12 protein-coding genes are annotated in these 14,277 nt (G+C 67.6%); 7 read left to right on the forward strand and 5 right to left on the reverse strand.

Going from position 1 to position 14,277, the window contains the following annotated elements; all coding sequences use genetic code 11:
- Positions 1–61 precede the first annotated feature (61 nt).
- The 7 genes from TSO5_RS18780 to TSO5_RS18810 all read left to right on the forward strand — a co-directional run bounded on the left by TSO5_RS18780 (position 62) and on the right by TSO5_RS18810 (position 8,856).
- Positions 62–1,438: a nicotinate phosphoribosyltransferase gene (locus tag TSO5_RS18780; RefSeq protein ID WP_109152977.1), complete on the forward strand. Its 1,377-nt coding sequence runs from the start codon at positions 62–64 to the stop codon at positions 1,436–1,438.
- Positions 1,439–1,587: 149 nt separating this feature from the next.
- Complete coding sequence (gene acsA / locus TSO5_RS18785) at positions 1,588–3,345, forward strand: acetate--CoA ligase (protein WP_109152978.1); 1,758 nt, start codon at positions 1,588–1,590, stop codon at positions 3,343–3,345.
- Positions 3,342–4,349, forward strand: a complete 1,008-nt coding sequence (pdhA, locus tag TSO5_RS18790; protein WP_109152979.1) for a pyruvate dehydrogenase (acetyl-transferring) E1 component subunit alpha — start codon at positions 3,342–3,344, stop codon at positions 4,347–4,349. The genes acsA and pdhA overlap by 4 nt, the downstream gene beginning before the upstream one ends.
- Positions 4,346–5,356, forward strand: coding sequence for an alpha-ketoacid dehydrogenase subunit beta (locus TSO5_RS18795; RefSeq protein ID WP_109152980.1), 1,011 nt, complete (start codon positions 4,346–4,348; stop codon positions 5,354–5,356). The genes pdhA and TSO5_RS18795 overlap by 4 nt, the downstream gene beginning before the upstream one ends.
- 14 nt (positions 5,357–5,370) lie before the next feature.
- On the forward strand, positions 5,371–6,522 hold the full coding sequence (locus TSO5_RS18800; protein WP_247870825.1) for a dihydrolipoamide acetyltransferase family protein: 1,152 nt from the start codon (positions 5,371–5,373) through the stop codon (positions 6,520–6,522).
- Positions 6,519–6,788 carry an acyl carrier protein gene (locus tag TSO5_RS18805; protein WP_109152982.1) on the forward strand — a complete coding sequence of 90 codons (270 nt, stop codon included), beginning with the start codon at positions 6,519–6,521 and terminating at the stop codon, positions 6,786–6,788. The genes TSO5_RS18800 and TSO5_RS18805 overlap by 4 nt, the downstream gene beginning before the upstream one ends.
- A gap of 19 nt (positions 6,789–6,807) precedes the next feature.
- Positions 6,808–8,856, forward strand: a complete 2,049-nt coding sequence (locus tag TSO5_RS18810) for an isoamylase (protein WP_109152983.1) — start codon at positions 6,808–6,810, stop codon at positions 8,854–8,856.
- A gap of 450 nt (positions 8,857–9,306) precedes the next feature.
- On the opposite strand, the gene TSO5_RS18820 is transcribed toward TSO5_RS18810, so the two are convergent.
- The 5 genes from TSO5_RS18820 to TSO5_RS18840 all read right to left on the reverse strand — a co-directional run bounded on the left by TSO5_RS18820 (position 9,307) and on the right by TSO5_RS18840 (position 14,183).
- Positions 9,307–10,080, reverse strand: a complete 774-nt coding sequence (locus TSO5_RS18820) for an OBAP family protein (protein ID WP_109152985.1) — start codon at positions 10,078–10,080, stop codon at positions 9,307–9,309.
- Between the two features lie 100 nt (positions 10,081–10,180).
- On the reverse strand, positions 10,181–10,645 hold the full coding sequence (locus tag TSO5_RS18825; protein WP_109152986.1) for a DUF2892 domain-containing protein: 465 nt from the start codon (positions 10,643–10,645) through the stop codon (positions 10,181–10,183).
- A gap of 140 nt (positions 10,646–10,785) precedes the next feature.
- Positions 10,786–11,283 (reverse strand): hypothetical protein, encoded by a 498-nt coding sequence (locus TSO5_RS18830; protein ID WP_109152987.1) that lies wholly within the window; start codon positions 11,281–11,283, stop codon positions 10,786–10,788.
- Positions 11,280–11,963 (reverse strand): DsbA family protein, encoded by a 684-nt coding sequence (locus TSO5_RS18835; protein WP_109152988.1) that lies wholly within the window; start codon positions 11,961–11,963, stop codon positions 11,280–11,282. The genes TSO5_RS18830 and TSO5_RS18835 overlap by 4 nt, the downstream gene beginning before the upstream one ends.
- A 117-nt stretch (positions 11,964–12,080) precedes the next feature.
- Positions 12,081–14,183: a protein-disulfide reductase DsbD domain-containing protein gene (locus TSO5_RS18840; RefSeq protein ID WP_247870826.1), complete on the reverse strand. Its 2,103-nt coding sequence runs from the start codon at positions 14,181–14,183 to the stop codon at positions 12,081–12,083.
- Positions 14,184–14,277: the final 94 nt, after the last annotated feature.

Genomic DNA, 14,277 nt, shown 5'->3' on the forward strand with positions numbered 1-14,277 from the left:
CGGCTGCCGTGTCGGGCCGCGACATGGCAGCCGGCGCAAAGCATTTGGGCGGGAGACGGCCATGAACATCCATCCCGGTCCATTGGGCGATGGCGACAATCTTCTGCTTACGGACCTCTACGAGGTCGCCATGGTCGACGCTTACCTCGACCACGGAATGAACGACACTGCATCATTCGAGTTGTTCGTCCGCACCCTGCCGAACGAACGGAATTTTCTGGTCGCAGCCGGCCTCGAGCAGGCGGTTGCCTTCCTGGAGACGGCCAGATTTGCTCCGGACGATCTGGCATGGCTGCGCGACCATGCCCAGTTGTCGAACCGGACCGTAGACTATCTCGGAGATTTCCGCTTCTCCGGGGATGTGGACGCGCTCCCCGAAGGGACTGCCTTTTTCGCCCATGAACCGATCCTGCGCGTGACGGCCAGCCTGCCGGAAGCGCAGATGATGGAAACGCGCCTGATCAACCTGATTCACCTTCAGACCGTCATCGCCTCAAAGGCCGCAAGGCTGGTGTTGGCGGCCGACGGCCGCCCGCTGTTCGACTTCGGTCTGCGCCGGGCACACGGCGCTGAAGCCGGGCTCCTGGCTGCACGAGCCGCATACATCGCGGGCTTCGCCGGAACGGCAACCGCTTTGGCCGGCCGGCGTTTCGGCATTCCGATCGTCGGGACGATGGCGCATTCCTTCGTGCAAGCCCATCGGCAGGAAGCCGACGCATTCATCAACTTCGCACGTTCACGTCCACGGAATCTGACCCTGCTGCTCGACACCTATGACACCGAGGCGGCGGCCGGGACCGTGGTGTCCCTGGCTCGCAAGCTGGCGGTAGACGGGGTCCATCCGTCTGCCGTCAGGCTGGACAGCGGCGACCTTTCCGCGCTGTCGCGCCGGGTACGTGCGATCCTCGATGCCGGTGGATTGAGCGGGACGCACATCGTGGCGAGCGGTGGATTGGACGAGTATGCGCTCGGGTCGCTTCTGACCGCGAATGCGCCCATCGACAGCTTCGGTATCGGCACCAGCCTGACCACCTCCAGCGACGCGCCGGCGCTCGATTGCGCCTACAAGCTGGTCGAGTATGCCGGATTGCCTCGGCGCAAGCGCTCACCCGGCAAAGCGACTTGGCCGGGGCGTAAGCAGGTGTTCCGCAGCTACGATGCCGCCGGCCGGATCCGGACGGACCTGCTGTCCGTCGCCGAAGCGCAAGAGCCGGGACGTCCGCTGCTGATCCCCGTCTTACGGAACGGGCGCCGTGTCGGGGCACTGCCGGACCTGACCGCAATTCGCCTCCACGCTGCGGCCGAATTGGCAAGCCTGCCGGAGCCGGTGCGCGACCTGACGCATCATGCGACCATTGAAACCGCTATTTCTCCCGACCTTGAAACGCTCGCCGAACAGGCCGACAGCATCGCTCAGGTCCGACCGCACCATCCATAACGGCAAGGCACCGGATTTAGACATCGCATTTCCGGGCGGCTCCTAACCTGGGTTAAACCCAGCCCCCGGACACGGGCGTAACCTGCTGCGCGATACCGCCATCATCAGCACCTGCTCGCCGGGCGGTGCGTTCAGGATGAGGTGCAGCCATGCCCTGGGAGACCATTCGCAAGCGACCCGACGACAAGGCCACCGCCGTCCTGACGGATTACGATCAGGCCCGCGCCGCCTTCACGTGGTCGGGGGCGCGCGCCGATCTGGACGGCCTGCCGGACGGGGGACTCAACATCGCGTACGAGGCCGTCGACCGGCATGTGGCGCATGGCCGGGGCGACCGGATCGCCCTGCGCTGGCTGGCGAAGGATGGAACGTCCCGTGAGTTCCGGTATTGCGATCTCGCCGAGCACTCCGGCCGGTTTGCAAGTCTCCTGCGCTCGCTGGGCGTCGGCAAGGGCGAGCGCGTTTTCAGTCTGCTCGGTCGTCAGCCCGACCTGTATGTCGCCGCCCTCGGCACGCTGAAAAGTGGCTGCGTCTTCTCGCCCCTGTTCTCCGCCTTCGGTCCCGAGCCGATAAGAACGCGCCTGTCGCTCGGCGACGGCCGGGTGCTGGTGACCAGCGAAGCGCTCTACCGTCGCAAGATCGAACCCTGCCGCCACGAGCTTCCCGGATTGAAGCATGTGCTGCTCGTCGATGGCGGAGCCGGTCCGGGCGACGGTGTCCTGGATCTGCGGCGCGCGCTGGCGACAGCGTCGCCGGACTTCGCCTCTGCGCAAACGGCACCGGACGACATGGCGCTTCTCCACTTCACCAGCGGCACAACCGGCCGTCCGAAAGGAGCCGTTCATGTGCACGAGGCCGTGGTCGCCCACCATGTCACGGCCCGCTGCGCCCTGGACCTGCGGCCCGGCGACGTTTTCTGGTGCACCGCCGACCCCGGCTGGGTGACCGGCACCTCCTACGGCATCATCGCGCCGCTGACCATCGGCGCCACGCTGCTGGTGGATGAGGCGGAGTTCGATGCGGAGCGGTGGTACGGCATCCTCCAGCGGGAACGCGTCACCGTCTGGTACACCGCCCCCACCGCCATCCGCATGTTGCTGAAGGTGGGCGCCGAGGTGGCGCGGCGCTACGACCTGTCGTCAGTGCGCTTCATGGCCAGCGTGGGGGAGCCGCTCAACCCCGAGGCCGTGGTATGGGCGCAGGAGACGTTCGGCCGCCCCTTCCACGACAATTGGTGGCAGACCGAAACCGGCGGCATCATGATCGCCAACTACGCCTCCGCCGACGTGAAGCCGGGGTCCATGGGCCGCCCGATCCCCGGTGTGGAGGCGGCGATCGTCGAACGCACATCCGACGGTCGCGTCCAACCGGTGGAAGAGCCGATGACCGTCGGTGAACTGGCCCTGCGGCCCGGCTGGCCCTCCATGTTCCGCGGTTATCTGGGCGAGGAGGAACGCTATCGGCGCTGCTTCGTCGACGGCTGGTACCTGAGCGGCGACCTCGCCATGCGCGATGCCGACGGATATTTCTGGTTCGTCGGCCGCGCGGACGATGTGATCAAGTCCGCCGGCCACCTGATCGGCCCCTTCGAGGTCGAGAGCGCGCTCATGGAGCATCCCGCCGTGGCCGAAGCCGGGGTGATCGGGGTACCCGATCCCATCGCCGGCGAGGTGGTGAAGGCCTTCGTTGCGCTGAAGCCGGGCTGGACACCGTCGGACGCGCTGCGCAAGGAGTTGCTCGGGCATGGCCGCGCCCGGCTGGGTCCGGCGGTCGCCCCGAAGTCCATCGATTTCCGGGCCTCCCTGCCGCGCACGCGCAGCGGCAAGATCATGCGCCGTCTTTTGAAGGCGCGCGAGCTGGGCCTGCCCGAAGGCGATCTGTCGACGCTGGAAAGGGACGAGCGATGACCGACCAGTCTCCGGCCCCACATGCGAAGCCGCGCCTGACCCGCGACCATCTGCTGGGTCTGCTGCGGCAGATGGTGCGCATTCGCCGTTTCGAGGAGCGGTGCGGCGAGCTGTACCAGCAGGAAAAGATCCGCGGCTTTCTTCACCTCTATATCGGCGAGGAGGCGGTGGCCGCCGGGGTGATGGGGTGCCTGCAACCCGAAGACGCCGTCGTCGCCACCTACCGCGAGCATGGACACGCCATCCTGCGCGGTGTCCCGATCACCGCCGTCATGGCAGAGATGTACGGGAAGGCCGAAGGCTGCAGCCGCGGGCGCGGCGGATCGATGCACCTGTTCGACGTCGGCACCCGCTTTTTCGGCGGCAACGCCATCGTCGCCGGGGGACTGCCCCTGGCGGTGGGAATGGCGCTGGCCGACCGCATGCGGGGCCGGCCGCGGGTGACCGCATGCTTCTTCGGCGACGGCGCCGTTGCCGAGGGCGAGTTCCATGAGAGCCTGAACCTCGCCGCGCTGTGGAAACTACCGGTGCTGTTCGTCTGCGAAAACAACCTCTACGCCATGGGCACGCGCCTCGACCGGGCACAGTCGCAGACCGACCTGCACCTCAAGGCCGCCGTCTATCAGGTCGCGTCGGAGGCGGTGGACGGCATGGACGTCGTCGCCGTCGAGGCGACCGCAAGGCGCATGACCAATGCGATACGCGATGGCGCCGGGCCGCAATTCCTCGAATGCCGGACCTACCGCTTCCGCGCCCATTCCATGTTCGACCCCCAGCTCTACCGCGACAAGGCTGAGATCGAGGATTGGAAGCGCCACGACCCCGTCGCCCGGCTGTCCGCCTGGATGCGGGAAACCGGCATGCTGCACGACGCCGATCTCCCCGCCATCGAACGGGATGCCGAAGCGGAGATCGAGGCGGCGGTCGCGTTCGCCGAGGCCGGGCAATGGGAGCCGGTCGAGGATCTGGCGAAGGACGTCTATACCCGCGAGGTGCATCCATGACCGATGCGGACATCACAGTGGCGGCGGCCAGCCGAACGATCACTTACCGCGATGCCCTGCGCGAGGCGCTTCGTGATGCGCTGCTGCGCGACGAGCGGGTCTTCCTGATGGGCGAGGATGTCGGGTGTTACGGCGGATGCTACGCCGTGAGCAAAGGCCTGTACGACGAATTCGGGCCGGACCGCATCCGCGACACGCCGCTGTCGGAATCCACCTTCGTCGGCGCCGGGATCGGCGCCGCGCTGAACGGCATGCGTCCGATCGTCGAGATCATGACCGTCAACTTCAGCCTGCTGGCGCTCGACCAGATCGTCAACAATGCCGCGACGCTCCGCCACATGTCCGGCGGACAGGTGAGCGTGCCGGTGGTCTTCCGCATTCCGACCGGGGCGGGACGGCAACTCGCCGCGCAGCATTCCCACAGTCTGGAGGGCTGGTACGCCCATGTGCCGGGACTGCGGGTGGTGGCGCCGGCCACCCTGGAAGATGCGCGCGGCATGCTGTGGACCGCACTGCAGGACCCCGACCCGGTGGTGATGTTCGAGCATGTGATGCTCTACAACATGGAAGGCACGCTGGCTGCCGCGGCCGGTCCGGTCGACATCGACCGCGCAGTGGTCCGCCGCCCCGGCACGGACGTGACGCTGATCACCTACGGCGGCAGCCTGTTCAAGACGCTCGCCGCAGCGGAAGCCCTGGCGGCGGACACCATATCGGCGGAGGTCGTGGACCTGCGCAGCCTGCGGCCGCTCGATGCCGAAACCGTGCTGGCCTCGGTCGCCCGCACCCGCCGGGCGGTGATCGTCGACGAAGGCTGGCGGACCGGCAGCTTCGCCGCGGAGGTCAGCGCCCGCATCATGGAGGGGGCCTTCTGGTCGCTCGACGCTCCGGTGGCGCGGATCTGCACGGCTGAGGTGCCGATCCCCTACCCCCGGCATCTGGAGCAGGCGGCGCTTCCGCAGCCGGCCGCCATCGTGGCGGCGGTCAAGGCGCTGATGGGGGCGTGATGGGCATTTTCCGCATGCCGTCTCTGGGCGCCGACATGGAGGCGGGAGTCTTGGTCGAGTGGCTCAAGCGCCCGGGCGATGCCGTCGCCCGCGGCGACATCGTCGCAGTGGTGGAAACGCAGAAGGGCGCCATCGAGGTCGAAACCTTCGAGGCCGGCGTGATCGAACGCCTCCTCGTCACTCCCGGCACCACGGTTCCGGTCGGTACGCCGCTCGCCCTGCTCACCGGAGCCGGCGAGACTGTCGTGCTGCCCATCCCCGAGCCGCAGCCATTGGTTCCCCCTCCCCCACCGATGCGGGCGCCGGTGCCGCTCCCGTCCTCTCCGGTCACGGCGGCGACCGCCCATCCGCCGGCGTCGCCGGCGGCACGGCGGCTGGCGGACGAGCGCGGCATCGCCCTGACCGCCATTGCCGGCAGCGGGCCAGGAGGAGCGGTGCTTCTGGCCGACGTCGAGCGGGCGGCCGCCAAACCGTCCACCGCCTCGCAGACGCGCGGACTGGATCTGGCGCAGATGAGGCGGGCGATCGCTGCGGCCATGGCGCGCTCCAATCAGGAAATCCCTCATTACTACCTGAGCACCACGGTGGCCCTGGCCAAGGCGAACGCTTGGCTCACGGAACGGAACACCGGGCGCCCGCCCGAACAGCGGCTGCTCCTGGCGGCACTGCAATTGAAGGCGGTCGCGCTGGCCTTGCGGCGCCTGCCCGAGTTCAACGGATCCTGTATCGACGGGGCGTTCCAGCCGGCCGAGGGCATCCACATCGGCACCGCGGTGGCGATCCGCGGCGGCGGCCTCGTCGCCCCCGCGATCCACGACACCGACCAGTTGGCGGTGGACGAGGTGATGGCCCGCCTGCGCGATCTGGTCGCCCGGGCACGCTCCGGGCGGCTGCGCAGTTCCGAGCTGCAGGATCCCACCATCACCGTCACCAGTCTCGGCGACCGCGGGGTAGAGGGGGTGTTCGGTGTCATCTACCCGCCGCAGGTCGCCATCGTCGGCTTCGGCAAGCCGGTCGAGCGGCCTTGGGTGGTGGATGGCCAGGTCGTTCCATGCCCCGTCATGACGGCGACCCTCGCGGCCGACCACCGGGTCAGCGACGGCCACCGTGGCGCCCTTCTCCTTGCCGAAATCGATCGTCTGCTGCAGGAGCCCGGATCGCTATGACGCCCGACGACGTACGACATGTGGTGCTGGAGGAGCTGAGCAACATCGCCCCCGAAGCCGACCTTGCCCTCCTCGACCCGGCGGCCGACCTCCGGGAGGCGCTGGACATCGACTCCATGGATCACCTGAACTTCGTGACGGCGCTGCACAACCGGCTGGGCGTCGCGATCCCCGAGGTCGATTACCCGCGCCTGATCACCCTCGATGGAGCGGTCGCCTACCTCATGGCCGATCCAGCGATCGCGGCAAAAGCCGGGATCGCATGACGCGGAGGGCGATGTTCCGATGGACGATTGGACAAGACACGAAGGCTCACCCTCGCCGCTTGGAGTGTCCTTCATCCCCGACGAAGACGCCTACAACTTCGCTCTATATTCCAAGCACGCGACATCCGTCACTCTGTTGCTTTTCTCCGCACAGAATCCGATTGATCCCATCACGATCCAGCCCTTCGATCTCCTCCGCAACAAGAGTGGCCGTATCTGGCACTGCCGGTTGCCGGCGACCACGGTCGACCGCGCGACCTACTATGCGTATCGCGTCGACGGACCGCGTGCGCCGGCCGAGGGGCAGCGGTTCGATCCCGAGAAGAACCTGCTCGACCCCTATGCGACGGCGGTCTTCTTTCCGTCCGGCTTCAGCCGCGAGGCCGCCCGCCATCCGGGACCCAATCCCGGCCATGCCCCCCTCGGCGTCCTGCATGCCAGGGCGTCCGGCTTCGACTGGGCCGGCGACCATGCCCCGCGCCATACCCACGACACCATCATCTACGAACTGCATGTCCGCGGCTTCACCCAACGGGCGAATTCCGGCGTTCCGGCTGACCGGCGGGGCACCTTCGCGGGACTTATCGACAAAATTCCGTACCTGCGGGACCTCGGCGTCACGGCGGTCGAGCTGATGCCCGTGTTCCAGTTCGATCCCCAGGAGGGAAATTTCTGGGGGTACATGCCGCTCAACTTCTTCGCCCTGCATCACACCTACGCGGCCGACCCCGAGCCGGCCGGCCAGCTCGACGAGTTCCGGACGCTGGTCAAGGCACTGCACGCCGCCGACATCGAAGTGATCCTCGACGTCGTCTACAACCACACGGTCGAAAGCGACGAAAGCGGTCCGACCTACAGCTTCCGCGGCATCGACAACACCACCTATTATCTCCTGGCCGAGGACCGCAGCCGCTACCGCAACGACAGCGGCACCGGCAACGTGCTGCATACGGCCAACCGCTACGTCTCCGGCATGGTCATGGACAGCCTGCACCATTGGGCACGGCAGTTCCGCATCGACGGCTTCCGCTTCGATCTCGCCTCGCTGTTCACGCGCCGGGATGACGGCTCCATCGATCTCGAAGAGCCGCCGGTGATCAGCGCGATCCAGACGCACCCCGATCTGGCGCGCCTGCGGATGATCGCCGAGGCCTGGGACGTGGTCAGCTATCAGCTCGGCCGCTCCTTTCCCGGAACCACATGGCTGCAATGGAACGATACGTTCCGCAACGAGGTCCGATCCTTCATTCGTGGGGATCGAGGCGTCACCGCCGGCCTGATCCGCCGGCTCGGCGGCAGCGACGACATCTTCCCCGACACGCCCGAGGACGCCTATCACGCCTATCAGAGTATCAATTTCGTGACCTGCCACGACGGCTTCTGCCTGTACGATCTGGTCAGCTACGACCGGAAGCACAACGAGGCGAACGGCGAAGGAAACCGGGACGGCCGTGACGACAACCGATCCTGGAATTGCGGCTGGGAAGGCGACGTGAATCTGCCCGAGGCCGTGGCCAGGCTTCGGCGCCGGCAGGCGAAGAACCTGTTCTGCCTGCTGATGCTGGCGAACGGCACGCCGATGTTCGTGGCGGGCGACGAGTTTCTGAACACGCAGCGCGGCAACAACAATCCGTACAACCAGGACAACGAGACGACGTGGCTCGACTGGGATCTGCTGCGGACCAACGCCGACTTTCACCGCTTCTGCCGGGCGATGATCGCGTTCCGCAAAGCCCATCCCACGCTGTGCCGCAGCCGCAGCTGGCGCGAGGATGTGACGTGGTTCGGAACGACCGGCAGCCTCGACCCTTCGGCCGACAGCGGCACGCTCGCCTTTCTGCTGCGCGGCGGCACGCAAGGCGATGTCGATCTTTATGCCATGATCAATGCCTCGGCGGTGGAGCAGGAGTTCCTGATTCAGGATACCGCGCCACGGGGCTGGCGCCGGGTGATCGACACGGCGCGCGAAAGCCCCGGCGACATCGTGTCCCTGGACGATGCGCCACCGGTCACCGGACCGCACCACAGGGTGGAGGCGCGGTCGATCGTCGTGCTCGTCCGGTGTTGACGCGCCCCGCTGAAATCCGGGGGCCCTACCCCCAATATCCGCCCCGGATGTGCATTGGCCTTAACCTCGATAAAGGCGCTGGCCGGATTCCTTTGGGATACTCTCCGGACGGATGAGCCCCGAGCCTTGGGAGGTCGGCCATGGCACCGATACCGCACCTCAGCTACGTCGTTTGCCAGAACGAAAATCATTGGACCGTCGGCTTCGCACCGGGCGACGATTGCGGAAAATACCCGTCGCGACGGGAGGCCCTGCAATCGGCGCTGCATGATGCGGTGCGGGTTCGGGAACTGGGATATGACGTCGATGTCTGGGTCCGCCGGAAGGATGGATCGCTGCGGCGGATCCGGGATCGGATCAATTTCGACAAATCCGCATCCGCCCGGACATGACTGTTCCGGTGCCGCCCGCGCCGAGAGATCGCGACTACGACACCGGACAGCCGAGGCTTCAGCGCCCAATGCGCTTGTCCACGACGCCGGGAATATCCTGAGTCGGCCGCGGAAACTTGCCCTTGAGGGCATCCACGCCCTCCTGCGGCCGGGCGGTGGGCACGAGATCCTGACGGGCACGGCGGCGGTCCGCGGTCGATATGTGCATCTCACGGTCACGGGTCTCGACCAGTCCCGGCTGAGCCTCGCCGTCACGGTTGAACGACCATGCCAACATGGGAGGACCATAGGGCAGCCGATCGCCTGGTTGCATGCCATTCTCCGACTGCCAGGTGTGCCAAGTCTTGCCGTAGCTGTTCATCTTGCTCTTCATCAACTCGTGCTCGGCGATGTTGGGCAGGTTTGGCGCCACCAGCTGTCCGGACAGGATCTCACCGTTGTGGGGATGCCAATACTGGCGCTCCCGCCGTGGCAGCTGCTCGAACAGGCGCTCGGAGATGATGTACTCGACGCCCGTCAGATTGGCGCCGGCCGTGTTGCCGTCGAACAGCGCGCACTGGGCGAAGTCCTCGTTCATCTGACGGCAGAAATGGTGCGCCTCCATCTGGTGGTTGGGGTCGTTCTTCATGGGATGGAAGCCGACGAGGTAGATGTCCATGCCACCGACCGGCGCATTGCTCTGGAGCGCCGCCGCTCCGGCTTCGAGCACGTTGGTCTTCGTGCTCTCGGCGCTGCCCTGTGGGCTGACGGACGGCGCCACGGTGCCCATACCGGTGCAGGCGGCAAGCGTGCCGACGAACGCGAGGGGCAAAGCGGTTCGCTGGATTTCCATGGCTGTGGTCCAATCCTTCCATCAGGATGATCAAGGTGGCTCAGGCGACATCTCTCCCGCCTATCGTCTTGGCGGATCGATCTTGCCCTGAAGTCGTCGGTTACCTTTCGACAGCCTCCAGCGCGGCCTGGGCTCGCCGGCGCGGATTCGCCTCCGTGGAGATCGCTTCGATCCGTCCGAAATCACCGCGCAGGGCCTTCAGCGCAGTGCGCTCGCGGCCGATCTCCGCCATGGTGCGGATGCCGAGGCGCCGGAACACCGGGACCGGCGGGCACCAGCCCTGGAGAGCGTGCTGGAGAAGAAATCCCGTCACAACGGCGGGCAAGACCAGAAAGCGCCGGTCGACAAAGGCGCCCAGCAGCGTACCCGTCAGCGCAAGGGTCGCCGCGTTCGCCTCCAGCGTCCGCTCGATGTCCCATTCGTGGTCGAGTTCGTCGAGGCGGTGGGCGATGTGCTCCGGGTGTTCGGCGTGGTGGCGCAGGCTCTCCTCGATCTCGGCGGCGAAATGGCGGTTGAGGTCTTCGGACGTGGCGTTTTCCACGCGGGATGCGGTAGCGGGCAGCAAGGCTCCCTCCTCTGTCGGAAATGCTGAGCGGTGTCCCATCCCAACATTAGATATGGCTGAAGTGTTCCCGATCGGGCTTCGACCGAATTGGCGCCATGCCGTCCCGTGTTGGAAACGGAGGACGGCATGGCGCCAGACCCTCATTGCCGGCCGGTACCGATGCCGTCCGGCTGTCCGAAGCCGCTCCCGACGGGGCAAGTCGCGGTCCGGGTGCGCTGCCTCCATTCCCACGAGACCGCCACCACCATCACAGCCGCGCCGGCCGCGGCCAGCGGCAACCGATAGGGCTCGAAATAGGTGAGCAGCAGGTCCGACCCGAAGGCGAAGAGCAGGATCTTGTTGCAGGTCGGACAGGCGATGCCGAGAAACCCGAGCAGGCTGCCGAAGCCGGCGCCGCGAACAGGGCATCGGGGCCGCCGGATGGCGATGTACACGCCGACCAGCACGGATTGGATGGCCAGCAACCAGATCTCGAAGCCCTGGGTCGGCGTCATCCGCACGAACACCGGGTTCGGCCAGACCGCCGTGACCGTGCCGAGCACCAGGAAGGTGCCGATGGCCGCGGCGACGCCGTGCCACGGCCGCACCGGCGCGAGACCACCAACATCGGCCGACAGGGCGGCCACGTCTGCGTTCATCCCTGGCCCCCGTTCTTCCGCTTCGCACGAACCTCGGCGACGATCTCCTTCATCGCCTTCAGGTCCAGCCCACCGGGAACGATATAGTTGCCGATGACAAAGCCCGGCGTGCCCCGGAGTTGCAGCAGGGCGGCCTGCGCCGACACCTCCTTGAAGGCTGCGTCGATCTGCGCATCACGCTCCTTCAGGTCGCGCTCGGCCCGTGCCAGATCCAGACCGGCTTCCCCGGCGGCCTTCCGGATCTTGTCATCGTCCAGGCGGCCAGGGATGGTCATGAAGGCATCGTGGACCTGCTCGTAGCGGTCCTGCCAACGCGCGGCGAGCGCGAGCTTGGCGGCGTAGATCGAGGAGGCGCCGAACACCGGCCAGTGCTTGTGGATGATCCGGACGCCCTTGTCCTCGGCGGCCAGCTGCTTGACGGCCGGATGGACCCGACGGCAGACCGGGCACTGGTAGTCGAAATACTCGATCAGGGTGACGTCGCCCTCGGGGTTGCCGACCACCACGGCGCTCGGCCCGCGTGCCAGCGCTTCGGGGCCAAGCTCGGCGACCATGGGCGGGGCCGCCGTTGCTTCGGCGGAGGTCGGCGCCACGAGGGAGGAGACTGCGACGGCACCGGCGCCGACCGCGACGGTTGAAACCAGCAGAGCCGCGAAGATTTTGGTCCGGTGTGAAGTCATGATGGGATGAGTCTCCGTGTTCGGGATGTGAGGAAGATCTTGAGCGTTCAGGGAAAGGCCGTCGGATGACGCACAGGGGAGAGGCCGCTTGACCGCTCCCGTCACCGATGGGCCCGTTTACCCGGCCGACCGGGCCCTGCGGAGGGCGTCGAGGACGGCGTCCTCGGACAGCACCTCGGGCAGGACGACGCCATGCGGCGCGCCGGGGCCGTAGACCACGTTGAAGGGGATACCGTAGCGGCCGTGCTGCGCGAGGTAGGTCATGATGGCCGCGTCCGGGCTGGTCATGTCGGCCTTCATCGCCACGATGCCATCGGCCGACAGGGCGCCCGCCACCGGCTCGCGCTCGACCACCATCTTCTTGTTGACGATGCAGGTGACGCACCAGTCGGCGGTCACGTCGACGAAGACGGTCTGGCCCTGGGCGACCAGCTTGCCGATGTCCGCCTGGTCGAATCGCCGCCATTGGGCCGAAGACGCCGCAGCGTCCGGCGCCGCCATCGCGCGGTGGCCGAGGAAGGCCGGGATGGCCAGTGTTCCGGCAAGCGCCGCCACCGCGACCGGCACGGCCGCAAGGCGCAGGTTCCGACCGCCGCGCATGGCGAGCGTCATGGCGGCGATGGCGAGGGTGGCGGCCGCCGCGATGCTCCCGGCCACGGCGACCGAGGTCTGGGCGGCGAGGACCGTGAGAAGCCAGACCGCCGTCCCGGCCAAAGCCAGGGCGAGCAGGTGGCGGAGGGCTCCCATCCACCGCCCCGGCCGCGGCAGCAACCGGACCGCACCGGGAAAGGCCGCCACGAGCAAATAGGGGCTGGCGAGCCCGACGCCGAGCGCGCCGAACACAGCCAGGATCTCGAGCGGACCGCGGGCCAGCGCGAAGCCGACGGCGGTGCCGAGGAACGGCGCCGAGCAGGGCGTCGCCAACAGGGTTGCGAAAGCCCCCATGGCAAAGTGCCCGGCCAAGCCATTGCCGCCGACACCACCCAGCACGGTCATGACCGATGACGGAAGCCGGATCTCGAAGGCACCCGCCATGCTGGCGGTGAAGGCGAGCAGGATGACGACCATGGCGGCGATGAAGACGGGCTGCTGGAACTGCATGCCCCAGCCGACCACCCCGCCCGCTGCCTTGAAGGCGGCCAAGGTGCCCGCCAGGACGAGCATGGCGGCGATGGCGCCCGCCGCCGTCGCCAGGAAGCCCAGCCGTACCCGGCGAAGTTCCTGCCCCTGTTGCCGAATGACCGACATCAGCTTGAGGGAGAGCACCGGCAGCACGCAGGGCATCAGGTTGAGCACGAGGCCGCCCAGGAGGGCCACCGCCAGAAACGGTAGGAGATCGGCCATGCGGCCGGCGACCGCGGGCGCCTCGGCCGACACGGTGACGGGGGCCTCGACGGCCCGCCCGCCGTCGACGACCGTCACGGTGAGCGGCTTGCCCGGCAGGGTGACGGGGTCGGGCCCCGCCGCGATCGGCACGGTCAGAATTGCCGCTTTCCCACCACCCTCGAACGCCACATCGGGCTTGCCGAACGCCCAGTCGCCGCCCTCGATGAAGACATCCGGCTCCGTCAATGGCGCGGTGACCGATGTCACGCGGACGGCCAGCGTATTCTGCGCCGTGTCGGCCCAGACCCGCTCGACGGCCAGTCCCGAGGCGCTTCCGTCGCCGGGGACCTGGGCGGTGAACCGGGCGATCAGGTTTCCGGCATCCGCATCGGCCGCCGCCGTACCGGCGGGAAGGTCCAGCCGGACCTGATGCGCGGCCGGGACGCAGATGTCGCTGCACACCAGCAGGTCGACCGTGCCGCGCAGCGAGATGGGGTCACCCGGCCGTTCAGGCTTCACCTCGAGGGGGAGGACGACCTCGCCCTTGTAGCCGAGGGTCTCGATGCCGAGGGTGGAGAACCGGTGCGGCGCGGGCCAGTGCACCTCGACCGAAGCGACATTCGTCGAGCCGGTCCAGTCCATCTGGGGCGGAATGCCTGCGTCCCCAGGGCTGCGCCAGTAGGTCTTCCACCCGTCCTCCAGGAGGATGCGCAATCCGGCGGGAACCGTCTCCAGGTCACCCGTGGCATTCACCGGGGACAGGATCTGCGTGTGCGATGCCTGGCTTGCCGAGACCGGTCCGGCGGCCGCGTCGGCGGAGGCCGGAGCCAGCATGGCGACGAGGGTCGCCGCGATCGACGCCAGCACGTGGCGCCGCATCAGAAAGGAGAGCATGTCATGGTCCGTGAGCAGGGTCGAGCCAACGGGCACCGCGCCCTGCGGGCGGCGGTGTCCGGCGATCCGGTCACGAAAGGCAATGGCGAGACAG

The sequence above is a fragment of the Azospirillum sp. TSO5 genome, from assembly GCF_003116065.1.
Lineage (GTDB): Bacteria > Pseudomonadota > Alphaproteobacteria > Azospirillales > Azospirillaceae > Azospirillum.

Coding starts and splice junctions, on each gene's coding strand:
- TSO5_RS18780 (WP_109152977.1), top strand. CDS start 62: ATGAACATCCATCCCGGTCCATTGGGCGATGGCGACAATCTTCTGCTT.
- acsA (WP_109152978.1), top strand. CDS start 1,588: ATGCCCTGGGAGACCATTCGCAAGCGACCCGACGACAAGGCCACCGCC.
- pdhA (WP_109152979.1), top strand. CDS start 3,342: ATGACCGACCAGTCTCCGGCCCCACATGCGAAGCCGCGCCTGACCCGC.
- TSO5_RS18795 (WP_109152980.1), top strand. CDS start 4,346: ATGACCGATGCGGACATCACAGTGGCGGCGGCCAGCCGAACGATCACT.
- TSO5_RS18800 (WP_247870825.1), top strand. CDS start 5,371: ATGCCGTCTCTGGGCGCCGACATGGAGGCGGGAGTCTTGGTCGAGTGG.
- TSO5_RS18805 (WP_109152982.1), top strand. CDS start 6,519: ATGACGCCCGACGACGTACGACATGTGGTGCTGGAGGAGCTGAGCAAC.
- TSO5_RS18810 (WP_109152983.1), top strand. CDS start 6,808: ATGGACGATTGGACAAGACACGAAGGCTCACCCTCGCCGCTTGGAGTG.
- TSO5_RS18820 (WP_109152985.1), bottom strand. CDS start 10,080: ATGGAAATCCAGCGAACCGCTTTGCCCCTCGCGTTCGTCGGCACGCTT.
- TSO5_RS18830 (WP_109152987.1), bottom strand. CDS start 11,283: ATGAACGCAGACGTGGCCGCCCTGTCGGCCGATGTTGGTGGTCTCGCG.
- TSO5_RS18835 (WP_109152988.1), bottom strand. CDS start 11,963: ATGACTTCACACCGGACCAAAATCTTCGCGGCTCTGCTGGTTTCAACC.
- TSO5_RS18840 (WP_247870826.1), bottom strand. CDS start 14,183: ATGCTCTCCTTTCTGATGCGGCGCCACGTGCTGGCGTCGATCGCGGCG.